The following is a 24873-nucleotide window of genomic DNA, read 5'->3' as shown; positions in this document are numbered from 1 at the left end:
CTCAATACATGTTAATTGTAGTTAAAAATTTATTAAAATTATAGTTTTTCGTTAAAGTTAAGCTGGTAACTATTAAAAGGTAGTTGAAGGAGACTACGTTGTTAATAATTAGTTGATTTATGCGGCAAAAATAATGAAGAAAACTTTCAAACAAGAAAGAAATAATGATGTTTTAAAAAAATTAACATTAATTAAGAATTTATGCTGGATTTAGTATTCGTTATTGGCTTCTTAAAATTGTTTTTTCACATCAAATTAAAGGTTGTTAGCTTCAAATGACTCCTATCAAAAACTTATAGCCTTTAGATTTACAACTGTTAATTAATAAAAATTTAATAATTTATGAATCTACATTTTAAAAATGTAATCTGTGTATTATTCTTTTTTAGCTTTTTGCTAAATGTTAGTGCACAGGAGAAAAAAATCACCGGAGTGGTGTCTGATAGTTCAGGTCCATTACCAGGTGTAAATGTAATTTTAAAGGGTACGACCACAGGTACAGAGACTGACTTTGATGGAAAGTACTCATTAAATGCAAAAGAAGGAGATATTTTAGTGTTTAGTTTTGTAGGAATGCAAGTGACTGAAAAAGCAGTTGGTGCTGGATCAGAACTTAATGTTTTAATGCAAGAAGATGCTAACTTATTAGAAGAGATAGTTATTGTTGGGTATGGATCAACTTCTAAGAAAGATTTAACAGGGTCAGTAGCAACTATAGGTGTAGAACAATTACAAGATAAACCAGTTGCTAATGTAACACAGGCTTTACAAGGTAAAACTTCTGGTTTACAAATTGTAAGTACAGGTGGTAGAGCAGGTGATGCAACTCAAATTAGTATTAGAGGGAATGGTTCTTTAAGTGCATCAAACAATGCATTATATATTATTGATGGTGTTCCTCAAGAAGATATGTCAGGTATTTCTCCTGAAGATATTAAAAGTATCAGTATTTTAAAAGATGCAGCTTCAACAGCAATTTATGGGTCTAGAGCTTCAAATGGTGTTGTTTTAATTCAAACAAATAGAGGGGGATATCAACAAGATCTATCAGTATCTTTCAATACTTCTTATGGTTTTCAAAATATAATAAAAAAACCTAGTTTGTTAAACGCTGAGCAATACAAGCAGGTGTTAGATGCAGCAAGAGTAAACTATGAGCAAGATATTGCTTCTGGAGCTTTAGCTGGACCAAAAGATCCAACAATTTTAACTCCATTACCGAGTAGCCCTTATAATACTGATTGGTTGAAGTTGGTATTAAGAGATAATGCTACAGTTAAAAGATATCAATTTAGTGTAGCTGGAGGAGGAGAAAACACAAGAGCTTATTTATCTGCATCTTTATTTGATCAAGAAGGAATTATTAAAAAGGATAATTATAAGATAGGACGTATAAAGTTAAATGTAGAACAAAAGATGAATGATTATGTAAAGTTTGGAGTTAACTCTTTCTTCTCATTCTCTGAAGCAACTCCTTTTGCTGATGATAATAGTACATACCAACCTTATTCAAATGCGTTAGGAGCAAGACCAGATGTTAGTCCTTACGATACTGAGGGTAATATTGCTGTTCATAACTTTTCAAATCCATTATTTGCTTTCGAAAGACAAGTGACTGATAAGTGGCAAAACTTAGGAGGTACATTATTCTTTGACGTAACTCCTATTGAAAGTGTAGTATGGCGCTCATCTTTTAGTGGTAATATTAGAAGTAATAGATACAATAGATATGATGCTCCTAATACAAGAAGGGGGTTAAATGGGGATGCAGTACCTACAGGGTATGGTTTATATAGTACAGACAATAATAGAGATTATTTAATTGAAAATACAGTAACTTATACAGATAGGTTTGCTAACGATAAGTTAAAATTAACATTATTAGGGGGGCACTCATTCCAACAATGGGATTATGAAAGTGCTTATGTGGCAGGAGAAAATTTTCCATCAAGTGATTTGAATTGGCTGGTTTCGGCAGGAGAAATAAATAGAGGGGAAAGCCTTTATAGATCAATGGCATTAGAGTCTTACTTTACAAGATTACAATTATCTTGGGATTCTAAGTATCACTTTATGGTGTCAACAAGATACGATGGGTCTTCGAAGTTTACTGAAGAAAACAGATGGGGTAGTTTCCCAGCGGCATCTATTGGTTGGACAATTTCTAATGAAAAGTTCTTTAATATACCTGCTATAAGTGAGTTAAAAGCAAGAGCATCTTTTGGGTATACAGGTAACCAAACAGGTATTTCGTACTCGTCAGGACAAAGTTTAATTGGTTCAGGAGAAAACTATGATCAAGCACCAGGTTTAGCTGCTACTACTATTTTTAACCCTAACTTAAAGTGGGAAAAAGGTGAAGCCTTAAACTTAGGATTAGATATTACATTATTTAATAGAATTGATGTTAACTTAGATTATTACCAGAAAGAAACTCAAGATCTTTTAAGTAGAGTTAATGTACCGCAAGAAAGTGGATTTAGAACTATGTTAGCTAATGTAGGAAATATTTCAAATAAAGGTTTTGAAGCTAATATTAACGCAAGAATTATTGAAAAAGAAAATTTCAAATGGAATTTTGGAGCTAACTTTTCATACAACGATAATGAGGTGTTAAAAGTAGGGTCTGAAACAGGGCAATATACAACAGGTTTCGTTTCAATAGTTAAAGAAGGAAGTCCTTTAGGTTCATTCTTTATATTAGAATCAGCAGGGGTAGCTTCAGAAGAGTACACTTATAAAGATGCAGACGGAGCTGATGGACAAACTGTTGCTGCTGGTGATATGATTTATGTAGATCAAAATGGAGATGGTAAAATTACTGATGAGGATAAAAAAGTATTTGAAGGAGGGATTGCTCCTATATATGGAGGTTTTAATACATCCATTGAATACAAAGGGTTTGATTTAGGAATTAGTGGTCAATACTCTATAGGTAAAAAAGTATATGCTGCTTTTAAAGAGGACGGTTTAAATGGAGGAGCTGTTGGAGCGCCATCTTATTCTGAAAATATGTTAACAGAAATGTTAGACTATTGGACACCTACAAATACAAATGCATCTAATCCAAGACCGCATTTATCTTCAGAAATTTCTGCTTGGAACACTCAAAGATCTAGTAGATATTTAGAAGATGCAGATTATTTAAGAATTTCAGATATTACTTTAGGGTATAACTTTGATTTCTTAAAAGATTCAGATGTGAAGTTTATAAAAAGCTTAAGACTTTATGCTCAAGTAAGAAACCCATTTACATTTACTAAGTATTCTGGAGGTGATCCAGAAGTAAGTTACGTAGATCAAACAGCACAAGGTAGCCAAGACAGAACTGATGGAAGTAAAATTCAATCTGGTGTAGATTTAGGTGGTATCCCTAACGTTAAATCGTTCTTAGTAGGGTTAAATGTTAAATTTTAATAAAAAAGATGATGATTAAAAAAATTTCAAAAATACTTTTTATAGGGATATTCTCGATATTAACAATATCTTGTAGTGACCAGTTGGATATACCTTCAGAAGAAGCTCTTAATGCAAATGCAAATTTAGCGACAGAAGATGTAGATAAGTTATTAACAGGACTGTATAAAAAAATGAGACACCCTAATCAGTATGGATATTTTGCTATCATGAATACTGAAATTATGGGAGACAACTATAAACCCGTTAAATTTCAATGGTTTCAAGTGCAGAATTTTTATGAAAATAAAGTGCCAGCTGGAGACATTTTATTAAGTTATTTTTATGCAGATTATTATGCGGGTATTGATAGAGCTAACACTATTTTAAAAGTGCCTTCTGCAAATGAAGCACAAAAAGGAGCAGCACGTTATAATAGAGCTTTAAGTTACTTGAGGTTATATGATATGTTTGAAAGGGTTCCTTTAGTTGATGAAAATTATGATAGAACACCTATTGCACCATCTTCAAAAGAGGATGTATTAAATTTTATCGTTGAAGATTTAAAATATGCAAAGGAAAACTGTGTAAGTTTTAACGGACTAAGTTTATTAGAAAGCCAAAAGACTCCTACAAAAGAAGCAGCATCTGCCCTTTTAGCAAGAGTTTACAGAGTACAAGGTAACATAGCAGCAGCAGGAATAGAGGCTGAAGAGTTGATTGCATCAGGTAAATTTTCTTTAGCGGCAAACCCTTTAGAAAGAGATCCAGAAGTAATCTTTATGTATAAAGGAAATAAAGCAGAAACAGTAGGTTTGTGGGGATGGATTATGAGCCCTGAAGCTAGAACATGGAACTGTTTTGCAGCAGCAGATGATTTAACAGCTCTAGTTAAAGGAGAAGATACTCGAAAAATCTTATTTGATTTTGATGGTAAAGAAGATAACGGAGGTTACATATATTCAAAGAAGTATAAGACTGAAGAGAATTCTGATTTATTAGTTTCTAGAATAGCAGAGATGTATTTAATATCTGCTGAAGCAGGAAATACAGCTAGATTAGATGAATTACAAGCAGCAAGAAAATCTTCTTTAACATTAGCAGAAGAAAGACGCTTAGAAATGTCTTTTGAGTGGACTAGATGGCAAGATTTAAAATTAGAAGGAAAAACTTCTTATATTTTACCTTACCCTACAAGAGCCGTGGATTCAAATCCATTGTTAAAGTAGTTTGATTTAGATATTCCCCTAAAAAGAAAGGGCTGAGTTTCAAAACTCAGCCCTTTTCATATTAAAGAAATTGTTTCTCAATTCAAAAAAAAGGTAGTTCAAATCAAAGTTGTAAAAACGAAGAGTTAAGCTTCATAAATTTGTTGCAACTTATACCAACTTTGTTTTCATTGGTGTAATTATTTGAATTAATTATATAAGTCAAGGAGTCATTAACCTTGACTTTCTTCTTTTAGAGCATTAATTATTGTTTAATTAATGTTTTTTTTGTTGTTTATTTCTTGTTTCAGTGTTTTTTTGTTGATTATTTAACTTTTTTTATGTTAAAATAGTGTTTTTTTAATATTGTTTTTAATGTTTTGTTAATTTTATGAGGTATCAATTTTAAGGCTCTTGTTATAAGAGTTTTAAGTCTAAAAGATTTAATTTATGAAATTAAAAAACTACCTGTTGCTAATGTTCATATTTATGAGTATGTCAATTTTAGCACAAGAAAAAACGGTTACTGGAACTGTAACCGACCAAACGGGGGCATTGCCAGGTGTTAGTATTGTTATTAAAGGTACTGATCGAGGTGTTGAAACAGATTTTGATGGTAAATATACCATAAAAGTAAATCAAGGGGATATACTTGTTTTTAGCTTTGTGGGGCTCAAAACTGTTGAAAGAATAGTTAGAACTATTTCTGTTTTAAACATTAAAATGGAGGAAGATGCTAACTTGTTAGATGAAGTAGTAGTTGTAGCTTATGGTACTACAACTAAAGAAGCATTTACAGGTTCAGCAAGTGTTTTAGGAGTTAAAGATTTAGCTACACGTAATGTAACATCACCTATCGCAGCTATTGAAGGTCGTGCAACTGGAGTTCAATTCACATCAGCAGCAGGCCCAGGTGCATCACCAGATATTGTAATTCGTGGTGTAGGTACATTAAATGGAGATACTGATCCATTATTTATAGTTGATGGTATTCAATATGAAGGTGAGTTAAATACAATAAATCAAGAAGACATAGAGTCTTTTACTGTGCTTAAAGACGCATCTTCTACATCATTATATGGTTCCAGAGCAGCTAATGGAGTTGTAATTATTACGACCAAGAAAGGAAAAAAAGGAGAAGTAAAAGTCAATCTCACAGCTCAATCTGGAGTTGTAGCAAATGGAGTCCGCACATACGATCAGGTGTCACCTGGTCAGTACTATGAGGTAATGTGGGAAGCTCTAAAAAACTCTAGTGCTGGAGGAGGAGATCCAGCATTTGCTAGTGCAAATATTTATAACCAATTAGGTTATAACCCATTTAATGTACCAAACGATGAAATTGTTGGAGTAGATGGTAAGTTAAATCCTAATGCGAGAGTTATATATAAGAGCCTTGATTGGTTTGATGAATTACAACAAACAGGGTTTAGAAATAACTATAATATAGGTATATCAGCAGGAGGTGAAGATCATACAGTGTTTTTTTCAGCTTCATATTTGGATGAGGAGAGTTATGTAGTTACTTCAGGTTTTGAGCGTATAACAGCAAGATTGAATGCTGATTTTGATGTGAGTGAAAGTATAAAAATAGGAGGAAGTGCTAACATTGCTCTTACAGAAGCAAGAGGACCTAGTTCTGCAGGAACAGGAAGTATTGTTAATCCGTTTAGTTTTGCATTGGGTATGGGGTCAGTTTACCCAGTATATGTAAATGATTTGCAAGGGAATATTGTAAGAGACGAATTTGGAAATCCAGTTTTTGACTCAGGTGAAGGTTTCCCGGAGTACAATATAGGTTCCAGACCAACTAACCAAGGACGTCACGCACTTCAAGAATTGTTACTTAATAATGAAAGCGATAAGGACAATACTTATGGATTTAGGTTTTATGGAGATATAAAGCTTTTAAAAGGGCTTAATTTAAAAGTAACTTACGGTAGAGATATTAACGAACTATTTGAAAGAGAATATGAAAACGCAATTATTGGAGATGCTCAACCAGATGGAAGACTGAGTGAAGATAGAGGAAGAAGAGAAGTAGAAAACTTTAATCAAGTTTTAACTTATGTTAAAAGTTTTGGTAGTCACAATTTAGACTTACTTGCAGGACATGAGAGCTTTGAAAGGTCTATCTCTAATATTGAAGGACTTGCTACAATACAAGCAGCTAATGGAATTTTTGAATTTGCTAACTTTTCAAATATTGTAGATTTGGATGGAGCAACTTTTGATAAGGCAATTGAAGGGTACTTTTTTAGAGCTAACTACAATTATGATAATAAATATTATCTAAGCGGTTCTGTTCGACGTGATGGGTCATCTGTGTTTGATATGGATAAAAGATGGGGTACTTTTTATTCCGTAGGGGCTTCTTGGCGTATTGACCAAGAAAATTTTATGAAAGATGTCTCTTTCATAAATAGATTAAAATTAAGAGCATCTTATGGGGAAGTAGGAAATGATGATTTGCTAGATTCTTATCTTTCACAAGCTCGATTTTCAATTACATCCAATGCAGCCAATCCAGCAATTATTTTTACAGATATAGGGAATGCGAATTTACAATGGGAGACCATAGAGAACTTTGATGTAGCACTAGAGTTTGCCTTGTTCGATAATTTTTTAGATGGTTCTATTGAATATTATAAGAAAAATTCAACAGATTTACTTTACCTCTTACCAATTGCGCCAAGTAATGGGTTAAATGAAGTTCCAGTAAATGCAGGTGATATGTTTAACTCTGGTTGGGAGCTGGGCTTAACAACTCATCTTTTCAACAAAGAGAATTTTAAGTGGGATTTAACACTACAGGCTTCTACATTTAAAAATGAGATAACAAAGTTACCAGACCCGTTTATAAATGGATCAAAACGTTGGGCTGAAGGTAGGTCAAGATTTGATTACTTTCTATTAAGAACTGCTGGTGTAGATCCTGATAATGGAGATCAGTTATTCTATATGTATGAGCAAGATGAAAATGGAGAAAGTGTTCCTGTCTTAGATGCGAATGGAAATCATGAAACAACAAATGATTGGCAGGATACAGAAAGAGCATATACAGGAGACTCTTCAGTACCTGATCTTTTAGGTTCAGTTTTAAGTAAGATTACATACAAAGATATCACTTTTGATTTTTTAGTAACTTATGGTGTAGGAGGAAAAGTATTGGATAACGCATATTCATCAATGATGCATAGTGGTAGTTATGGAAGATCTTTACATCCAGATATATTGAATGCCTGGAAACAACCTGGAGATATAACAAATGTTCCAAGATTGGAAAACGGAAATCCTGATTTGGTTAGAACTCAATCAGACAGGTTTTTAACAGATGCTTCTTTTTGGGCATTAAAAAATGTCAACATAGGTTATACATTAGATAAAAAGGTTGTTGAATCACTTAAAATGGATAATATAAGATTCAATTTATCAGGAGAAAATTTATTCTTAAAAAGTAAGAGAAAAGGATTAGATCCTCAGTATAATTTAGCAGGAACGCCATCTGGTGATGACTTCTCTCCACCAAGAATTATTTCTTTTGGTATTAATGTTTCATTCTAAAAAAAAATCATTATGTTAAATAAATTAAAATACTTATCAATAGCTGTTATCCTTATTTTGATAACATCTTGTAAAGATGACTTTCTTGAAAGAACCCCAACAGATGCTATTTCTGCATCTGATGCGTTAGCGAACGAAACAAATATGCAATTAGTTCTTGATGGAGTACATAGAGGTTTATACTCTCAGTCACAAACAATATTCCCAGGAGGTGATTCTTGGAGAGCAGGCAATCACTATTGGGTTCCATTGGGAGATAATTTATCTGGAGGACTAATTCATAGTGCTAATTCTAATAATTTAGGTTGGAGAACTGAAATGCAGTGGAATTCACATACTCAACCAACATCACTAACGAACGAATTATTATGGTATCATCGATATAATATTATTCTACATGCAAATTTGTTGATTAATGGTATTCTAGAAGGAAACTTAACAGAAACCCCGACATTAAATTCAATTTTAGGGCAAGCTTATACGTATAGAGCTTATGCATATTTATCTTTGGTGCAGCATTATGCTAGAGGGTATTTAATAGGTAATCCTAGTAGTGATCCAGGCGTGCCTTTACTTTTTTCTTCAGAGTCACCGTTTACTAGCGAACCAAGATCAACAGTTGAAGAGATTTATAATCAAATAGAGCTAGATTTAGACGCTGCTATTAGTGCTTTTGAAAATGGAGCTACAAGACCATCAGGAGGACCAGAAGTAAAATCTCAGTTGAATATAGATGTAGCTTATGGATTAAAAGCTAGATGGGCTCTTTCTAAAGGAGATTGGCAAACAGCTGCTGATGCTGCTGTGGCCGCACGTCAAAATTATCCGTTAATGAATGAGTCAGAATGGAAGGCAGGGTTTAATTCAAATGATCTTTCGGAAGTTATTTGGGGAAGTAATGTTATTCAAACAGAAACAACATTTTTCCGCTCATACTTTTATCTAGCTAGTAATACTTTTAATGGAAGTCAAATTAGAAATAATCCAAAAATAGCTGACAGAAGGTTGGTTGATGCAATTCCTGATACAGATTATAGAAAAGATGTATTCATAATTGATGCACCTAATACGAATTTTTCTGCAGCAAATAATGAAGGAGGGCTTGATTCAGATACTGGATTGCCAAGAGACCCTAATTATGCAAGTGATTTAGATGCTTATAATGCCAGAAGAGCAGAAATAAATTCAGAGTATGGTATTACGAATAGCTTTAACCAGCATCCTTATATGCATTTTAAATTGAAGAATAAGAATCCTGGATCTATTGATCCTGATGATATAATTTATATGCGTGCCTCAGAAATGTATTTAATTGAAGCTGAAGCGAAAGCAATGATGAACGATATTACAGGAGCACAAAACGCTTTAAAACCATTAGGTGAAGAGCGTGATAGTGCTTATGATGTAACGGTTTATAATACACAAGAATCTTTAATGGATCATATTAAGTTTCAAAGAGGGGTAGAATTATGGGGAGAAGGGTTTGGATACACAGATAAAATCCGCTGGGATGAAGGGATAGACCATGGAGTTAATGGAGGTTCAGGAGCTTCAGCGGTACTTTATCAGGGAGCTTATCAGATAGAAAAACCTTCTTTAAATAATGATTGGATTTTTAAAATTCCTCAAGCAGAAATTAATGCAAATCCAAACATAACACCAAGTGATCAAAATTAAAAGAGTTGTGAATAGAATAAGAAGCTAATTACATTAAATTTTTGTTTTCATTTAATGTAGTTATTTAAATTAATTATAAGCCAAGGAATCATTAACCTTGGCTTTCTTTTATTTTAGAATGGTTTCCATTTGTTGTTGTAATTCTCTAGCTTTTTCAGCAGCAGCTTGAGAGAAGTTTTCTTTGTTAGAAGCATAAATAATTCCACGAGAAGAATTAATTAATAGCCCTACAGTATCAGTCATTCCATATTTGCAAACTTCTTCTAGATTTCCTCCTTGGGCACCAACGCCAGGAACTAATAAAAAGCTTTCAGGAATAATCTTTCTGATGTCAGCTAAATATTCAGCCTTGGTAGCTCCCACGACATACATTAGGTTTTGAGAATTTTTCCAAGATTTAGAAGTTTCAATAACCTGTTTGTATAACTCTTTACCATCAACTGTTTTTGTTTGAAAATCAAAGGCACCTTGGTTAGAAGTTAACGCTAACATAATGGTGTGTTTATCTTCAAAAGCTAAAAAAGGCTCCACAGAATCTTTACCCATATACGGGGCAACAGTTACTGAATCAAAAGCTAAATCTTCAAAAAAAGCTTTTGCATACATAGTTGAGGTGTTACCAATATCACCACGTTTAGCATCAGCAATTGTGAAAATTTCAGGATGTTTTTCGTTTAAGTAATTAATCGTTTTTTCAAGAGATTTCCATCCTTTAATACCATATGCTTCATAAAAAGCAGTGTTAGGCTTATAGGCTACACAAAGATGATGTGTAGCATCAATAATAGCTTTGTTAAAGGCAAAAATAGGATCTTCCTCTAGAAGTAAATGTGCTGGAATTTTGTCTAAATCAACATCTAACCCAATGCATAAAAATGATTTCTTTTTTTGGATTTCAGATACAAGTTGTTGTGTTGTCATGTGTTGTTGTAAAAGTTAGGCAAAAGTACATAAATTTAGTAGTTTCTGTTATCTTTGTTACATATGTTTCAATATATCATCAACAAAATTTTTTACGGATTCTTAACACTGTTTGGGGTGGTAACAGTAATTTTTTTATTGTTTAATATCTTACCAGGAGATCCTGCTCGTATGATGTTAGATCAACGAGAAGATACTGAGCAATTACAAAATATACGAAAGAAATATGGGTTTGATAAACCTGTGTTTACACAATACTTATATTATTTGAATGATGTATCACCATTATCGTTCCATAGTAAAAACAAAGAGAACTATACTTTTTTATCTGAAGGAAAATACAATGCTCAATCATTATTTTCTTTAGGGAATAAAGAGGTGGTCATGAAAACTCCGTATTTGCGTCAATCTTTCCAAAAGAATGGTAAAAATGTTTCTGAAGTAATTAAAGAGACCTTACCAAATACTGCAATTTTAGCTATAGTAGCAATAACAATAGCACTGTTTTTAGGGATTGTATTAGGAATATTTTCAGCCTTATTTAAAGACACTTTTTTTGATAGACTTATAGCTGTCGTAAGTACTTTGGGAATGAGTATACCTTCTTTTTTCTCAGCTATATTGTTTGCTTGGTTTTTTGGGTTTGTGTTGAATAAATATACACATTTAGAAATGACGGGAAGTTTGTATGAAGTTGATGATTTTGGTGAAGGAATGCATATTCAATGGAAAAATTTAATATTACCAGCAATAGTACTGGGAATTCGTCCGCTTGCAGTAGTTATACAGTTAATGCGTAATTCGTTGTTAGAAACCTTAAGTCAAGATTACATTCGAACAGCAAAAGCAAAAGGACTAACAATGTATCAAGTAATAAAAAAACATGCGTTGAAAAACTCATTAAACCCAGTAATAACAGCAATATCAGGGTGGTTTGCTTCGATGCTGGCTGGAGCAGTTTTTGTAGAGTATATTTTTAATTGGAACGGATTAGGAAAAGAAATAGTAAACTCGTTAAACACGCTTGATTTACCAGTAATTATGGGAGCTGTTTTAGTAGTTGCTACATTATTTATAATCATAAATATTTTAGTAGATATATTATATAGTTGGTTAGATCCTCGAATAAGATTACGATAGATGAGAACATTTTTTTTATTGATTACCATAGTTTTTTTATCAAGTTGTGCTGTATTTCAACCAAAAGAATTTACGTTTGAACCTCTAAATGAAGAATTACTGACTTTAGATAGAAAACCAATTTTATTCAAAGAAGTTTTAGAGAAAAATAAAGGAAAAAAGATATTTGTACAAATATTTGCAACTTACTGTCCTTACAGTCAACGTAGTTTTAAAGACGTACTCAACTTTCAGAAGAAAAATCCAGAGCTTGCGTATATTTTTCTATCAGTAGATCATTCATATCATGATTGGAAAAGAGGTTTAGAAAGTATTCCTGTAAAAGGTCAACACTATTACATCCAAAATAAAGGAAAAGGAACACTTGGTGAGTTTTTAAAACTAAAAACAATTCCACGATTTTTGATTATCGATGAAGAAGGAAAAATTAGAGTGTATAAATCATCTAAAGTGTCAGATAAGCTCCAAAACAAAGTACAATAACATGAAAAAGATAATAATAGTAGCTTTTATTGGATTAACCTTATTTGGTTGTTCAAATGAAGCTCCAGGTCATTTCTCTACAGAAGCGTTAGAGGATGTTTTTACTTCTTTAGAAGGAGAAGAGGTTTCATTCAGTAAAATCTTAGAAAAATACAAAGGAAGTAAGATATTAATAGATATTTGGGCTTCTTGGTGTCCAGACTGTTTAAAAAGTATTCCTGAAGTACAGAAGGTACAAGAAGATTACGCAGGAGCTACATATATTTTTTTATCCTTAGATAGAAATAAGACTGATTGGAAAAATGGTATTGAACGCCTAAATATAAAAGGAGAACATTATTTTATAGAATCAGGATGGGAAGGCAAGTTTGGTAAGTTTTTAGGTTTAGATTGGATACCAAGATTTTTAGTTATAGACGAAAATGGAAAAATAATTGTTTTTGATGCAACAAAAGCCACAGATAAATTAATTCGTCAAAGCCTAGAAAAAATGTAATTTTGCAAACACAAAATCAATAACCAGAAAAAATAATACACGTGAGACAAAAAATAGTTGCAGGTAACTGGAAGATGAATAAAAACCTTGATGAAGCAAAAGAATTAATCGAGGGAATAAAGAAAGAAGTACAAGCTGGTTTAGAAGATGGTACTAGAGTAATAATTGCTCCTAGTTTTGTAAACCTAGAATCAGCAGTTAAAAACACTGAAGATTCGGTTGTAGAGGTTGCCGCACAAAACATGCATCAATCTAAAAGTGGAGCGTATACAGGAGAGGTTTCTGCAGATATGTTAACGAATTTAGGAGTTAACATAGTAATTTTAGGACACTCTGAACGTAGAGAATATTTTGGTGAAACTGATGAGTTATTAGCTCAAAAGGTAGATGCTGCTTTAGAAAACAAATTAGAAGTTATTTTTTGTTTTGGAGAATTGTTAGAAGATAGAAAGTCTGGAAATCACTTTAAAGTAGTTGAAAACCAACTTAAAAAAGCGTTGTTTCATCTTCAAGAAGCTGATTTTAAAAATATTATTTTAGCATATGAACCAGTTTGGGCAATTGGTACAGGAGAAACAGCTTCACCTGAGCAAGCGCAAGAAATACATGCTTTTGTAAGAGAGCTTTTAACAAAAAAGTATGGAGTAGAAACAGCCAATGCTATTTCAATTTTATACGGAGGAAGTGTAAAGCCTGTAAATGCTAAAGAAATTTTTTCTAAGCCAGATGTAGATGGAGGTTTAATAGGTGGAGCAGCATTAAAAGCTGAAGATTTTGCAGCAATAATTAAATCAATTTAATGGATAATATTTATATAGAATATACTTTTGAAGTAACACCAAAAGAACCAACTACAGAAATTTTAATAGCTGAATTGGGGTCTTTAGGGTTTGAAAGTTTTGTTGAAAACGAAAAAGGGGTAGTAGCGTATATTCAAAAAGATGATTGGAGCGAAACTATTTTAGAAGATGTTTTTGTGTTGAAATCAGAAGAGTTTTCAATTCAATACGAGCATAAAGAAATAGAACAAACTAATTGGAATGCGGAATGGGAAAAGAATTTCAATCCTATTCAAGTAGATGACTTGGTAAGTATAAGAGCTCCGTTTCATGAGAACCCGAATTTGCCATACGATATTGTTATTGAACCAAAAATGAGTTTTGGTACAGGGCATCATGAAACTACACACATGATGGTGCAACATTTAATTAATTTAGATGTAACTGATAAAAAAGTTTTAGACATGGGATGTGGAACAGGGATTTTAGCAATTTTTGCTGAAATGAAAGGAGCACAGCCTATTGATGCTATTGATATTGATGCTTGGTGTTACGAAAACTCATTAGAAAATGTAGAAAGAAATAACTGTAAGCATATTTCAGTTTATGAAGGAGATGCGTCACTTTTAGAAGGAAAAAAGTATGATGTTATAATAGCAAATATCAATCGTAATATTTTACTAAATGATATGCAAACGTATACAAATTGTTTAACTGAAAAAGGAGTTTTATTATTAAGCGGATTTTATAGTGAAGATATTCCAGTGATTGATAATGAGGTGTCTAAGTACAGTTTAACATTAAAAGATACCATAAAAAGAAATAATTGGGTAGCTTTGCAGTATCAAAAATAAAACAAATGAGTACGATAGAAAAAATTCAAGAAGAGCTTGATGTTTTATTAAATGAAACAAGAAAGCATGAAATTGTTTTACATAACGATGATGTAAATACCTTTGATTTTGTAATTGATAGTCTTGTAACCGTATGTGATCATACATTAGAGCAAGCAGAACAATGTACTATTTTAGTGCATTATAAAGGGAAATGCTCAGTTAAGACAGGAGAGTATAAAGATTTAGAACCAAGATGCTCTAGGTTATTAGAGTTAGGTTTATCAGCAGAGATAGTGTAAGAATGGAGAACATTTTTAGGTATTACGAATTTTCAGAATTTTTTAAAGATAGCTCAGGAACGTTTCAAGAAAATGAAATAAGCTTTTCGGAACTTAACAAAGAGCATTTTTTAATTTTTGAAAAAAAAGATTCACAATTTAATTTGTACGTATCAAAATACAGCTCAAAAAAGGGTATAGGAAAAGAACCTCCAGAAATATTAGAATTGTTGGTTGAAAACTACGATAAATCTATACCAGAACACAGAATAGTACTTAGAAAATACTTGTATTAAAAACTCAAAAACTTTTTTGAGTTTTTTTTATGTTTTTAGGTGACCAATTAAAAATAATGGTGTCATAATAGTGTAGGCAAAAGAAAAGAATACAATTTCATTAAAAATATTACCCTTTAAATACAAAACTTCTCTTTTCTGCTTAAAGCTTACAAAGAGAAGTTTTTAAAGGATTAAAAATAGTAGTAGTTAGTTTTTATACTAAGTTTGGTTAGACGAAAAGGCCTTAAGCGTAAGTTTAAGGTCTTTTTTATTGAGTTTTTTTAACTAAAAATAATTTACACCGTGTAAAAATGAGTAAAAAATAATGTATCTTTATATAGGTGAAACAGTAATAACGAAAGCCTATGTAGCATCATTTTCTTTAGATACCACGAGCATAACTAAAAGCTGGTTTTTGCTAAAAGAAACTTGGACTTGTTGTGGTTAATATCCAAGACAAAGGTTTATTAATTAAAATTTTAAAGAAAATGAAAAGTACAATTATAAAAACAGTTTTTGTATTATTTATCGGGGCAGGTTTGGCTTTTACAATTAAACAAAGGAAACTTATAGACCCTATAAAAACTGCAGCAGTTTTTCAAGGTTATGATGAGTATGGTTATACTTTTTCGTTTGAAGACGAAGAGGGAGACGAAGATGTAATTACTTTTGAAACTATATCAGAGAAAATATTAAAAATTTATAACTTAAAAGATGATAAATTTGTAGAACAGAAATTTGAAATCACGTACGATTATAAGGTATCAGACGATGAAATTGAAACCCCTGTTTTACAATCAATAAAAAAAATAGAATAATTATGAGTATTGTAGATTTATACGAGTCAAGTAAGCATAGAAATAATGTAGCTCACTTTAGTGCTATTGTTAATCTTGCTATTATTGATGGCGATTTAAATGAAGATGAAGAAAAATTAGTGAATCGTTTTGCTAGAAAATTAGACATTACGGAAGCAGAGTACAAAGAAATAGTTGAAAACTCGAAAAAATATCCAGTAGTGCCGCAAGCAAAAACTGATGATAGGTTAGAGCGTTTACTAGATTTATTTAAAATAATTTATTCAGATCATGAAATAGATGAGGCTGAGTTAAAATTAATTTTGAGATATGCTATTCAGCTTGGTTTTTCACAAGAAAGAGCAGAAGAGATAATCTCTAAAACCACAAAGGTTTTTAGTGGTAAGATAGATTTAGATCAGTATAAATCGATACTAAGTATATTATAAAAAGTAAAATCCCATTCTCTTTAGAATGGGATTTGTTTTTTAAAGTGGTTGTAAGTTTTCTAATTTAAAAATTACAAGATCTTCATCATCTACATCATCAAAAATTTCTTTATACGTAATTTCAAAACTTTTATTTTTTAGAGATGAAGACTTTAAATCTAAATGTTCAAGATTCTTTTTATTGATTTGTTCAAAGTCAATAATATCTCCATTTTCTAATTCAAAAACATAATAGCCGTTTGTGTATCCTTGATAAACGCCGACTAATGTAACCGTTTGTTGTGAGTTATAATAAGCCATGGTTTAAATACGGTTTACTATTTATTCATTATCAAAATCACCAGTTATTTCGATCTCATCAAAAGTATCATCGTTATCTTCATCGTCAGTTTCATGATCTTCCATAGATTGTTGTAACTGAGAACTTATTTTCACTAAAAAAAGCGTGTCTTCAGTATTTACTTCTACAGCTTTTACTGTTTCTCCTTTACTATTTTTAAAGGAAATAATATCAGAATGATCATATCCATCAGGATACCTTTCTACTAATAAATCTAAAATATCAGTAGTTAATTTAGCATAGTCTACAATAACTCTTTTCATAAGGTTACATTTTTAATAAATAAGCAAATATTAATGGAGCAACAATTGTTGCATCACTTTCTATAATAAACTTTGGAGTATCAATATCTAATTTACCCCATGTAATCTTTTCATTAGGAACAGCTCCTGAATATGATCCGTAGCTTGTAGTTGAATCTGAAATTTGACAGAAATAACTCCAGAAAGGAGTGTCTTCTCTCTCTAAATCTTGATACAACATTGGTACTACACAAATAGGGAAATCTCCAGCGATTCCACCCCCAATTTGGAAAAACCCAATTCCGTTTTTTGAGTTTTCAGTATACCAATCAGCTAAGAAAGTCATATATTCAATACCTGATTTCATAGTAGAAGCTTTTAATTCTCCTTTTACTACATAAGAAGCAAAAATATTTCCCATTGTGCTGTCTTCCCATCCAGGAACAACAATTGGTAAATTCTTTTCTGCAGCAGCATACATCCATGAATCTTTCAAGTCGATTTCATAATACTCTTCTAAAACTCCTGATAATAAAAGCTTGTACATAAATTCATGTGGAAGATAACGTTCACCAGCTTCTTCTGCATCTTTCCAAATTTTAAAAATATGTTTTTGTAAACGTCTAAAAGCCTCCTCTTCAGGAATGCAAGTATCGGTAACACGGTTTAATCCTTTTAATAATAAGTCCCATTCTTCTTGTGGTGTTAAATCACGATAGTTTGATACTCTTTTGTAATGTGAGTGAGCAACTAGGTTCATAATATCTTCTTCAAGATTTGCTCCAGTACAAGAAATGATATGTACTTTATCTTGACGAATCATTTCAGCGAAAATTTTACCTAACTCAGCTGTACTCATAGCTCCTGCTAATGACACTAACATTTTAGAGCCTTGTTCTAGTTGTGCTTCATACCCTTTGGCAGCATCTACTAATGCAGCCGCGTTAAAGTGTAAAAAGTATTTTTCTATAAAATTGGTTATAGGTTTGTTCATTTTTTTATTTTGTTAAATTGATTTTTCAACAATTACTTGTACTACTTCAAAAAGAATGAGGATTATGATAATCCATTCTAGCATGCTACTGTATTTATGCTGTAGTATATCATTGAATAAATCTAAATTTTCTTTAATTACGTTTAAACTATTTTCTATTCCTTGGTGACGTTTTATAATGTCTAATTCATCTTTCAACTTATAATCTAAATTAGACAAGTCTTTATTATTCCAAGCAACATCTGGCGAGTCAAAAACAAATAGGTTTTCAGCAATGTTGTTCTTTAAATTCATGGTTTTACCAATAAATTTCCGCATTTGAATTTTAGAAAGTTTAAAACTTCCAGTTTTTTCTAATTGCTTCGAATACACTAATGTTTTATCGTGTAAATCAGATGTTTTATTTACATAATTCATCAATGCTACAGATTGTGCTAGGTTGAGCATGATAATATGTGCCACATCATCGTTTAAATTTTTAATTTGAATAGTTCCAAAATCAACTTCTATGGTATCAGAAAAAGTGATGTTGTATTTTTCTGAGGGCAAGTTGTTGACGTTTGAACTTTCTTTATTGATTAAAAAACTAACAATTTGATTAATTAAATTGTCCGTACAGTTCATAAAAACAACACTTCCATAATCTTTTACATAGATGTATGAGTTGTCAGTAATTTTATATAATAAAAAAGAATGCTCTCTTTTTATTAATTCATATGATTCAAACTGTGAGCGAATAGCACTTAGTGCTATTCGTTTTTCAAGATGATATGCAACTGATTGTAAATGCATTTTAATAATCGTCGTCGTCGTTTTTAAACTTTGCTAATTTGTTAAACGGTGAACTATCATCATCACCATAATCTTCTTCGTCTTCCATAGTAGAAGAAAATTTATAGCTTAACATTTTATAGTATAATTTAGCTGCTAAAAAGTCTGAAGATTTCTCATTCTCGTTAGGGCATAACTCTACAATATCAAAACCAACTACGTTTCTTTCAGTAAACACTCTCTTTAAAAACTCTAGAGTTTCATAGTAAAATAATCCTCCTGGTTCAGGTGTTCCAGTACTTGGTAATAACGAAGGATCTATAGCATCTAAATCAAATGTGATAAAAACATTACCAGTTAATTGATCAATAACTTCATCCATCCAGTATTCATTTACAGCCATATCGTGTGCAAAAAAGACTTTATCCATATTCATAGAAGACTTTTCTGATATGTCCATACTGCGAATACCTACTTGTACTAAATTGGTATTTTGACTCGCTTCGTATACAGCACAAGCATGATTGCAAGAGCTACCTTCATATTCTTTACGTAAATCGGCATGTGCATCAATATGTAAAACAGTAAGGTTGTTAAAACATTCGTTAAAAGCACGAATTGTTCCTATTGAAATTGAATGTTCTCCACCAAAAAGAGTTACAAACTTATTTTTATTGATGAATTTTTTTGTTGTTGCATGTACAGCTTCTACCATAGCTTCAGGAGAAGAATCTTCAGTAACAGCATCAGCTAAATAAACACCTTCTTTGTATACTTCACTATCAGTTTCTATATCGTATAACTCCATGTTTTCAGAAGCATCTAAAAATGCTTCTGGTCCTTTATCAGCTCCTTTTTGCCAAGTACTAGTTCCATCGTAAGGAACAGGTATAAGTACTACTTTCGCGTTTTCTAGTTTTGCGTATTGGTCAGGTATTCCTGCGTAATTTCTTTTTTTCATTTTGATATTTTTTTACTAGTATCCTAAAATAGATAATAGTTCTTCACTTTTTTGTTGTTCTTTAAATAGTTTGGTGGTTAAATCACCATTTTCGTTTATGTCAATTAATATGTGTTTGGGAGTTGGGATTAAACAATGCTGTAATCCGCCAAAACCACCAATAGTTTCTTGGTATGCTCCTGTATTGAAAAACCCTACGTATAAAGGACTCTCTTTTTCGTATACAGGTAAATAAATTCCGTTTACATGCTGCTCTGAGTTGTAATAATCGTCGCTATCGCAGGTTAAACCTCCTAATAGAACACGTTCGTATCTATGATTCCATTTGTTAAGAGGAAGCATGATAAAGCGTTTGTTTATAGCCCAAGAATCAGGTAAGGTGGTAATGAAAGATGAATTAATCATATTCCATTTTTCACGATCATTTTGTTTTTTTTGGTATAACACTTCATACACAGCTCCTCCTGATTCTCCTACAGTAAAACTTCCAAACTCAGTAAAAATGTTAGGAACTTCTACACCAGCTTCTTTACAAGCAAGATTTATTTGGTTGATGATTTCGTCTACCATATACTCATAATCGTAATCAAACGCTAATGAGTTTTTAATAGGGAAACCTCCTCCTATATTTAAACTATCTAAACTTGGACATACTTTTTTAAGTTTTGTATACACTCGTAAACACTTTAATAATTCGTTCCAGTAATAGGCATTATCTCTAATTCCTGTATTGATAAAGAAGTGTAACATCTTTAAATCTACTTGCGGATTATTAGCTATTTCACGTTCATAAAAGGATACAATATTTTTATAACCAATTCCCAAACGGCTAGTATAAAATTCAAACTTAGGTTCTTCTTCAGAAGCTATACGAATTCCTACATTAAATTTACTCCTAGTTTCGTCTAGTAATAAATTTAACTCCTCATAATTGTCTATTATCGGTATGCAATTTGTGTGTCCACCATCAATTAAACTAACAATATTAGCAATGTATTGATCGCGCTTAAAACCATTGCACAATACATAAGCATCATCACTTAATTTTCCTTCTTTTTTTAGTGATTTTACAATATCTATATCAAAAGCAGATGATGTTTCAATATGTATATCATTTTTTAAAGCTTCATTTAAAACATATTTAAAGTGTGAGCTTTTGGTACAATAACTATAATTGTAATTACCTTGATAATTATGCTTTTCAATAGCTTTATGAAACCAGTTTTTAGCTTTGTTTATGTTTTCTGATATTTTAGGTAAATAAGTGAATTTTAACGGTGCTCCGTATTGCTTCACTAATTCCATCATATCAATGTTGTGAAAAAATAAATTATTGTTTTTAGTATGAAATTCCGCTTGTGGAAAATCAAACGTTTGTTCTATTAAGTCTTTATATTTAGTATTCATTATTATTTTAGTTGTATCTGTATGTTGGGTACAGAAAGTCATTCAAAAAGCAGTTGAGGCATACGCCAAAACTTTTTTAAATAAATTGTATAACAAGGCTTTGTTGTTGTTTTACAACAAGATGTTAAACCAAAATAAAATGAATAGTTAGACTCTTAAAGCTAAGCAATCACCGCACTGTTTATAAAAATTCAGTGGTAGAGAGTATTGAAAGTAGGAAGAAACCTTAATGTTTCGGTTGTGTTTCTCAAACACTAAATAACTCACTATCTTCCCGTAGAAGTTATTGCCGAAATAAGTAAAACGTAACATTTTGACTTATGTAATAAGATGTGGTAAATGTAAACTATTTTTTAATACAACAAACTTTTTTTTGTTTTTTTTAATAAATTGATCTCTAGTTGTTTATTTTGTTTTTTGTTTCTTTATTAGCTCTATTCCTTTGTATAAAATAGTCGTATTAGGTATAGTAATTTCCCTTTTTTCTTCTGGCATATACAGTAAAACATAAAATCCAGTTATGTTTTTTACAACACCTTGTAAATCGAAGTCTTTGTCTATGATTTTTATAGTATCTCCTATACGCATAGGGTGATAAAAAAACAGGATAATGCTAGCTGTAAGGTTAGATAAAATAGACCATTGAGCAAAAAAACCGACTCCTAATACTGCGAGTATTGAAGAAGCAAAAACAATTACTTCTTTAAAGTTTATACCAAAAATGATTAATGAAATGAATAAGGCTAAGGTGTAGTATAAAAAATAACTAATGTTTAAAATTAATTTTCTTCTATGAGGTTCAATAGCATTTTTTACAATATAAGACCTAGTTAATTTTTTTGTTATATAAATTAAAAAAAATAACGAAGCTGTTAAAAGCAAAAATTGTAAAAATGGGTTGTATATGGATAACTCTAGAAAACGATTTTTCATTATTATGTTTTTTATACAAATATACTTCTGGTTTTGTAAATATAATCTGGAAATAAAAAATTATATTTGATTGAAAATCATAATTATATGTCGTTATGAAAAATGTTTTAATACCCTATAATTTTTCAGAAGCAGCTATTAATGCTTTAAATTACACAAAACAACTATTTAAAGATGTTGAGGTAACTATTTACTTATTAGATGTTTATATAAGTCAGCCCTCAGAGTTATTGAGTGATCAAGAAAATGAGAAATGGTTTAATGAAATGGATAATGAAATTGAAGATGAATTAAAGTATTTAATTGAAGTGTTAAGAAGAGAGAATACTAGTTTTAATTATGAGTATGTTGTGGAATCAAATTCATTAACAAAAGCAGTTACTAAAACAATTGAAGAAAAGAGTATTGATGTAGTAATTGCAGGTACAAAAGGAGCCAAAAGTTTAGCAGAAACTTTTATTGGTACTAATACTATGAAAATGATTAATGTAGTTAATAGGTGTCCAATACTAGTAGTTCCTATGAATTACAAGTATAAGCCATTACATCAAATTGTGTTTTCAACAAATTATAAAAGATTGTTTACAGCAAAAGAGCTACAGTTTTTAATTAATTTAACCACAATCAAGAGATGTATATTGGAGGTTGTGAGCTTATCTGAAGAGAACTTTTTATCTGAGAATCAACAAAGAAATAAAGTGAAATTAAGAGAGTTGTTACAAGATGTAAATGTTACGTATAAAAAAATAGATTGGGAAGGCTCTGAAACATTAACGGTTGAAAAACATATTAAAGAAAACGATAGCGAGTTGTTGGTGTTAATAAACCATAAATACAACTTTTTTAACCGTTTGTTAGAAGAAAATGTGATAAAAAAGTCAGCTTTTCATAGTAAAATACCAATGTTAATTTTACCCGAAATAAGTTAATTATGAAGTTTACTGAAGAATTTTATAAAAGCATAGCGAATTTGTTTTATGCAGTTTCTATGGCCGATAAAAACATGACCGTAGAAGAGAAAAAGAGTATTATTAAAAGAGTAGAAAAAAATTGGTCAACATCAGAAAATAAATCAGATAGTGAGTTGATATACGAAACGTTAAGAGAACTGATAAAAGAAAAAGTAACATCAGAAACAGCTTATGAAAGCTTTAAAGAATATTACTTAGCACATAAAGAAGAGTTCTCAAAAAATGTAATTCACGATTTATTAGCAGCATCACATGAAATTTCTAGTTCTTATGCGAGAAAAAATAAATCAGAACTCATAATTTTAGCCAGACTTTACAAATTATTTAATCTCGTATAACTAAACAGATGACAAGGTTTATAACCAAACAAAAAAATACTAAAAATGTAATTCCTGGAAGCCCCGTTTTTGTTGGAAATCAAAAAGAAGAGAATACAAGAATACGATTAATAGGATATGATGAAAATGAATTTATAGAAGTAGAGCTAAAAGATGTAAACGAACTCAAAAGCTATATTGGAAAGTATAAAAAACTTTGGATTAATATAGACGGATTACACGATGTTGAGTTAGTTGGAGAAATTGGTGAGTTATTTGATATTCATACACTTGTTCTTGAAGATATTGTAAATACCGATCAAAGACCTAGAGTAGATATTGAAGAGCATTATATTTTTACGAGTATTAAAATGCTGTTTTTAAATAAAGAAAACCATAAGCTTGAAGCAGAGCAAATATCTATGTACTTATTACAAAATGTACTAATTACTTTTCAAGAAAAGCAAGGAGATATTTTTGAGTCAATTAGAGAAAGGTTACGTCATAAAAAAGGAAGGGTGCGAAATTATAGTGTAACATATTTAAAGTATTGTTTATTAGATGTAATCGTAGATAATTACAATTTTTTAATGGAAACTTTCGGTGAGAAAGTAGAATATTTAGAAGATAAAATTTTATTACAACCCAATAAAAATACACTACAAGAAATTAATAGATACAAAATAGAACTTAACTACTTTAGAAAAGCAATAAGACCAGCTCGTGAGGCAATAAATAGTTTTAGAGCATTAAAAACAGAATTAATAACAAAAAAAGAACAACCATTTTTTAATGATTTAAACGATTTGGTTCAACGAAGTTATGATTCAGTTGAAAACTATAAAAGTATGTTGAGTGAGCAACTTACAGTATATTCAACGAACGTAAATAATCGTTTGAATGATATTATGAAAATACTAACCATATTTTCAGTAGTATTTATTCCGATTACTTTTATAGCGGGGATTTATGGAACAAATTTCGAGTATATCCCTGAGCTTAAGTATCGTAGTGGATACTTTGTAATGTGGGGTGTTATATTACTAACAGTGATAATCATGTTAGGATATTTTAAATACAAAAAATGGTTTTAAGGATTGTTTAAGTTTTTGAAAATTAAAATTTTGTACTTTTGTAGTGTAAAATGAAAAAAGCGTTTCATAAAATAGCATCTATTTTAATGGCTTTTGTAGTGTTATTATCTACAATGTCATTTACTGTTAACAGTCACTTTTGTGGAGACATGTTAGTAGGTACAAGTTATTTTGTAAAGGCTGAATCTTGTGGAATGGATATGAAGCAAGAAACAAAATCTGAAGACTGTTCAGTAATGAAAAAGAACTGTTGTCAAGATGTGGCTTCAGTAATTGAAGGTCAAGATACTTTAAAGATTACATCTTTTGATCAACTGTCTTTTGACCAACAAGTTTTTATAGCTTCATTTTACTATAGCTACATTAATTTATTTGAAGGTATTCACAATAAAGTGATTCCTTTTAAAGATTATGCACCTCCACTGGTCATCAAGGATATTCATGTACTTGATGAAGTATATTTAATATGATTTTTAAACAATAACTATTTGTCCTTTTGAGAATTTCAATAGGATGATTTGTCGTATTCGATGTTTTTCAA

General features: G+C 31.0%; 25 protein-coding genes. 17 read left to right on the top strand and 8 right to left on the bottom strand.

Features of this window, described 5'->3' with window-relative positions; translation table 11 throughout:
• Window positions 1–342: 342 nt before the first annotated feature.
• From VBY68_RS05720 to VBY68_RS05705, 4 genes are all read left to right on the top strand, one after another.
• A complete protein-coding gene (locus VBY68_RS05720; RefSeq protein WP_415269166.1) occupies window positions 343–3417 on the top strand; it encodes a SusC/RagA family TonB-linked outer membrane protein in 3075 nt (1024 codons plus the stop codon).
• Between the two features lie 8 nt (window positions 3418–3425).
• Entirely contained in the window at window positions 3426–4625 is a 1200-nt protein-coding gene (locus VBY68_RS05715; RefSeq protein ID WP_415269165.1) for a RagB/SusD family nutrient uptake outer membrane protein, read from the top strand.
• Window positions 4626–5054: 429 nt separating this feature from the next.
• Window positions 5055–8168, top strand: a complete 3114-nt coding sequence (locus VBY68_RS05710) for a SusC/RagA family TonB-linked outer membrane protein (RefSeq protein ID WP_415269164.1) — start codon at window positions 5055–5057, stop codon at window positions 8166–8168.
• A gap of 12 nt (window positions 8169–8180) precedes the next feature.
• Window positions 8181–9845 (top strand): RagB/SusD family nutrient uptake outer membrane protein, encoded by a 1665-nt coding sequence (locus VBY68_RS05705; protein WP_415269163.1) that lies wholly within the window; start codon window positions 8181–8183, stop codon window positions 9843–9845.
• A 108-nt stretch (window positions 9846–9953) separates the two neighbouring features.
• Here VBY68_RS05705 and pyrF read toward each other — a convergent pair whose 3' ends face one another.
• Window positions 9954–10766 (bottom strand): orotidine-5'-phosphate decarboxylase, encoded by an 813-nt coding sequence (gene pyrF / locus VBY68_RS05700; protein WP_415269162.1) that lies wholly within the window; start codon window positions 10764–10766, stop codon window positions 9954–9956.
• Window positions 10767–10829: 63 nt separating this feature from the next.
• Here pyrF and VBY68_RS05695 point away from each other — a divergent pair, with 63 nt between their 5' ends.
• The 9 genes from VBY68_RS05695 to VBY68_RS05655 all read left to right on the top strand — a co-directional run bounded on the left by VBY68_RS05695 (window position 10830) and on the right by VBY68_RS05655 (window position 16302).
• Window positions 10830–11906: an ABC transporter permease gene (locus VBY68_RS05695; protein WP_415269161.1), complete on the top strand. Its 1077-nt coding sequence runs from the start codon at window positions 10830–10832 to the stop codon at window positions 11904–11906.
• Window positions 11907–12389 carry a TlpA family protein disulfide reductase gene (locus tag VBY68_RS05690; RefSeq protein WP_415269160.1) on the top strand — a complete coding sequence of 161 codons (483 nt, stop codon included), beginning with the start codon at window positions 11907–11909 and terminating at the stop codon, window positions 12387–12389.
• 1 nt (window position 12390) lies between these two features.
• Window positions 12391–12885 (top strand): TlpA family protein disulfide reductase, encoded by a 495-nt coding sequence (locus VBY68_RS05685; protein WP_415269159.1) that lies wholly within the window; start codon window positions 12391–12393, stop codon window positions 12883–12885.
• Window positions 12886–12926: 41 nt separating this feature from the next.
• On the top strand, window positions 12927–13685 hold the full coding sequence (gene tpiA, locus VBY68_RS05680) for a triose-phosphate isomerase (RefSeq protein WP_415269158.1): 759 nt from the start codon (window positions 12927–12929) through the stop codon (window positions 13683–13685).
• Window positions 13685–14518, top strand: a complete 834-nt coding sequence (prmA, locus tag VBY68_RS05675; protein WP_099216022.1) for a 50S ribosomal protein L11 methyltransferase — start codon at window positions 13685–13687, stop codon at window positions 14516–14518. The genes tpiA and prmA overlap by 1 nt, the downstream gene beginning before the upstream one ends.
• Before the next feature lie 5 nt (window positions 14519–14523).
• The gene (locus tag VBY68_RS05670) at window positions 14524–14799 is read left to right on the top strand and encodes an ATP-dependent Clp protease adaptor ClpS (protein ID WP_099216023.1); all 276 of its coding nucleotides are present in this window, start codon (window positions 14524–14526) and stop codon (window positions 14797–14799) included.
• A gap of 2 nt (window positions 14800–14801) precedes the next feature.
• Window positions 14802–15074 (top strand): hypothetical protein, encoded by a 273-nt coding sequence (locus tag VBY68_RS05665; RefSeq protein ID WP_415269157.1) that lies wholly within the window; start codon window positions 14802–14804, stop codon window positions 15072–15074.
• Between the two features lie 470 nt (window positions 15075–15544).
• Window positions 15545–15874 carry a hypothetical protein gene (locus VBY68_RS05660; RefSeq protein WP_415269156.1) on the top strand — a complete coding sequence of 110 codons (330 nt, stop codon included), beginning with the start codon at window positions 15545–15547 and terminating at the stop codon, window positions 15872–15874.
• Window positions 15875–15876: 2 nt separating this feature from the next.
• Complete coding sequence (locus VBY68_RS05655; RefSeq protein ID WP_121146030.1) at window positions 15877–16302, top strand: tellurite resistance TerB family protein; 426 nt, start codon at window positions 15877–15879, stop codon at window positions 16300–16302.
• A gap of 39 nt (window positions 16303–16341) precedes the next feature.
• Here the strand turns inward: VBY68_RS05655 and VBY68_RS05650 are convergent, their stop codons facing one another.
• The 7 genes from VBY68_RS05650 to VBY68_RS05620 all read right to left on the bottom strand — a co-directional run bounded on the left by VBY68_RS05650 (window position 16342) and on the right by VBY68_RS05620 (window position 21950).
• Window positions 16342–16602, bottom strand: coding sequence for a hypothetical protein (locus VBY68_RS05650; protein WP_099216027.1), 261 nt, complete (start codon window positions 16600–16602; stop codon window positions 16342–16344).
• 21 nt (window positions 16603–16623) lie between these two features.
• A complete protein-coding gene (locus tag VBY68_RS05645; RefSeq protein ID WP_099216028.1) occupies window positions 16624–16905 on the bottom strand; it encodes a hypothetical protein in 282 nt (93 codons plus the stop codon).
• Between the two features lie 4 nt (window positions 16906–16909).
• Complete coding sequence (locus VBY68_RS05640) at window positions 16910–17878, bottom strand: deoxyhypusine synthase family protein (protein ID WP_415269155.1); 969 nt, start codon at window positions 17876–17878, stop codon at window positions 16910–16912.
• Between the two features lie 12 nt (window positions 17879–17890).
• Window positions 17891–18670, bottom strand: coding sequence for an RMD1 family protein (locus VBY68_RS05635; protein WP_121146029.1), 780 nt, complete (start codon window positions 18668–18670; stop codon window positions 17891–17893).
• A gap of 1 nt (window position 18671) precedes the next feature.
• On the bottom strand, window positions 18672–19610 hold the full coding sequence (gene speB / locus VBY68_RS05630) for an agmatinase (protein WP_099216031.1): 939 nt from the start codon (window positions 19608–19610) through the stop codon (window positions 18672–18674).
• A gap of 15 nt (window positions 19611–19625) precedes the next feature.
• Entirely contained in the window at window positions 19626–21017 is a 1392-nt protein-coding gene (locus VBY68_RS05625; protein ID WP_099216065.1) for an arginine decarboxylase, read from the bottom strand.
• A 405-nt stretch (window positions 21018–21422) separates the two neighbouring features.
• On the bottom strand, window positions 21423–21950 hold the full coding sequence (locus VBY68_RS05620) for a mechanosensitive ion channel domain-containing protein (protein ID WP_415269154.1): 528 nt from the start codon (window positions 21948–21950) through the stop codon (window positions 21423–21425).
• 95 nt (window positions 21951–22045) lie between these two features.
• On the opposite strand from VBY68_RS05620, the gene VBY68_RS05615 reads away from it, so the two are divergent.
• Genes VBY68_RS05615 through VBY68_RS05600 form a run of 4 tightly spaced genes read left to right on the top strand, consistent with a single transcriptional unit; the run spans window position 22046 to window position 24802 of the window.
• A complete protein-coding gene (locus tag VBY68_RS05615; RefSeq protein WP_273693980.1) occupies window positions 22046–22879 on the top strand; it encodes a universal stress protein in 834 nt (277 codons plus the stop codon).
• Window positions 22880–22881: 2 nt separating this feature from the next.
• Window positions 22882–23259 carry a hypothetical protein gene (locus VBY68_RS05610; RefSeq protein ID WP_415269153.1) on the top strand — a complete coding sequence of 126 codons (378 nt, stop codon included), beginning with the start codon at window positions 22882–22884 and terminating at the stop codon, window positions 23257–23259.
• An 8-nt stretch (window positions 23260–23267) separates the two neighbouring features.
• A complete protein-coding gene (corA, locus tag VBY68_RS05605; RefSeq protein ID WP_124589105.1) occupies window positions 23268–24332 on the top strand; it encodes a magnesium/cobalt transporter CorA in 1065 nt (354 codons plus the stop codon).
• Between the two features lie 50 nt (window positions 24333–24382).
• Window positions 24383–24802 carry an HYC_CC_PP family protein gene (locus VBY68_RS05600; RefSeq protein ID WP_099216036.1) on the top strand — a complete coding sequence of 140 codons (420 nt, stop codon included), beginning with the start codon at window positions 24383–24385 and terminating at the stop codon, window positions 24800–24802.
• The last annotated feature ends 71 nt before the right edge of the window (window positions 24803–24873 follow it).

This window comes from Tenacibaculum ascidiaceicola, from assembly GCF_047470925.1.
GTDB lineage: Bacteria > Bacteroidota > Bacteroidia > Flavobacteriales > Flavobacteriaceae > Polaribacter > Polaribacter discolor.
Note: the sequence above shows the minus strand (reverse complement) of the source record. Positions and strands in the feature narration are given on the sequence as shown.

Excerpts from the sequence above, each read along its gene's own strand:
- VBY68_RS05650 (WP_099216027.1), bottom strand. The coding sequence starts at position 16,602 with ATGGCTTATTATAACTCACAACAAACGGTTACATTAGTCGGCGTTTAT.
- VBY68_RS05615 (WP_273693980.1), top strand. The coding sequence starts at position 22,046 with ATGAAAAATGTTTTAATACCCTATAATTTTTCAGAAGCAGCTATTAAT.
- speB (WP_099216031.1), bottom strand. The coding sequence starts at position 19,610 with ATGAAAAAAAGAAATTACGCAGGAATACCTGACCAATACGCAAAACTA.
- prmA (WP_099216022.1), top strand. The coding sequence starts at position 13,685 with ATGGATAATATTTATATAGAATATACTTTTGAAGTAACACCAAAAGAA.
- VBY68_RS05610 (WP_415269153.1), top strand. The coding sequence starts at position 22,882 with ATGAAGTTTACTGAAGAATTTTATAAAAGCATAGCGAATTTGTTTTAT.
- VBY68_RS05635 (WP_121146029.1), bottom strand. The coding sequence starts at position 18,670 with ATGCATTTACAATCAGTTGCATATCATCTTGAAAAACGAATAGCACTA.
- VBY68_RS05625 (WP_099216065.1), bottom strand. The coding sequence starts at position 21,017 with ATGAATACTAAATATAAAGACTTAATAGAACAAACGTTTGATTTTCCA.
- VBY68_RS05670 (WP_099216023.1), top strand. The coding sequence starts at position 14,524 with ATGAGTACGATAGAAAAAATTCAAGAAGAGCTTGATGTTTTATTAAAT.
- VBY68_RS05640 (WP_415269155.1), bottom strand. The coding sequence starts at position 17,878 with ATGAACAAACCTATAACCAATTTTATAGAAAAATACTTTTTACACTTT.
- VBY68_RS05705 (WP_415269163.1), top strand. The coding sequence starts at position 8,181 with ATGTTAAATAAATTAAAATACTTATCAATAGCTGTTATCCTTATTTTG.
- VBY68_RS05645 (WP_099216028.1), bottom strand. The coding sequence starts at position 16,905 with ATGAAAAGAGTTATTGTAGACTATGCTAAATTAACTACTGATATTTTA.
- pyrF (WP_415269162.1), bottom strand. The coding sequence starts at position 10,766 with ATGACAACACAACAACTTGTATCTGAAATCCAAAAAAAGAAATCATTT.
- VBY68_RS05620 (WP_415269154.1), bottom strand. The coding sequence starts at position 21,950 with ATGAAAAATCGTTTTCTAGAGTTATCCATATACAACCCATTTTTACAA.
- VBY68_RS05715 (WP_415269165.1), top strand. The coding sequence starts at position 3,426 with ATGATGATTAAAAAAATTTCAAAAATACTTTTTATAGGGATATTCTCG.
- VBY68_RS05600 (WP_099216036.1), top strand. The coding sequence starts at position 24,383 with ATGAAAAAAGCGTTTCATAAAATAGCATCTATTTTAATGGCTTTTGTA.
- VBY68_RS05685 (WP_415269159.1), top strand. The coding sequence starts at position 12,391 with ATGAAAAAGATAATAATAGTAGCTTTTATTGGATTAACCTTATTTGGT.
- corA (WP_124589105.1), top strand. The coding sequence starts at position 23,268 with ATGACAAGGTTTATAACCAAACAAAAAAATACTAAAAATGTAATTCCT.
- VBY68_RS05660 (WP_415269156.1), top strand. The coding sequence starts at position 15,545 with ATGAAAAGTACAATTATAAAAACAGTTTTTGTATTATTTATCGGGGCA.
- VBY68_RS05710 (WP_415269164.1), top strand. The coding sequence starts at position 5,055 with ATGAAATTAAAAAACTACCTGTTGCTAATGTTCATATTTATGAGTATG.
- VBY68_RS05695 (WP_415269161.1), top strand. The coding sequence starts at position 10,830 with ATGTTTCAATATATCATCAACAAAATTTTTTACGGATTCTTAACACTG.
- VBY68_RS05655 (WP_121146030.1), top strand. The coding sequence starts at position 15,877 with ATGAGTATTGTAGATTTATACGAGTCAAGTAAGCATAGAAATAATGTA.
- VBY68_RS05690 (WP_415269160.1), top strand. The coding sequence starts at position 11,907 with ATGAGAACATTTTTTTTATTGATTACCATAGTTTTTTTATCAAGTTGT.
- VBY68_RS05720 (WP_415269166.1), top strand. The coding sequence starts at position 343 with ATGAATCTACATTTTAAAAATGTAATCTGTGTATTATTCTTTTTTAGC.
- VBY68_RS05665 (WP_415269157.1), top strand. The coding sequence starts at position 14,802 with ATGGAGAACATTTTTAGGTATTACGAATTTTCAGAATTTTTTAAAGAT.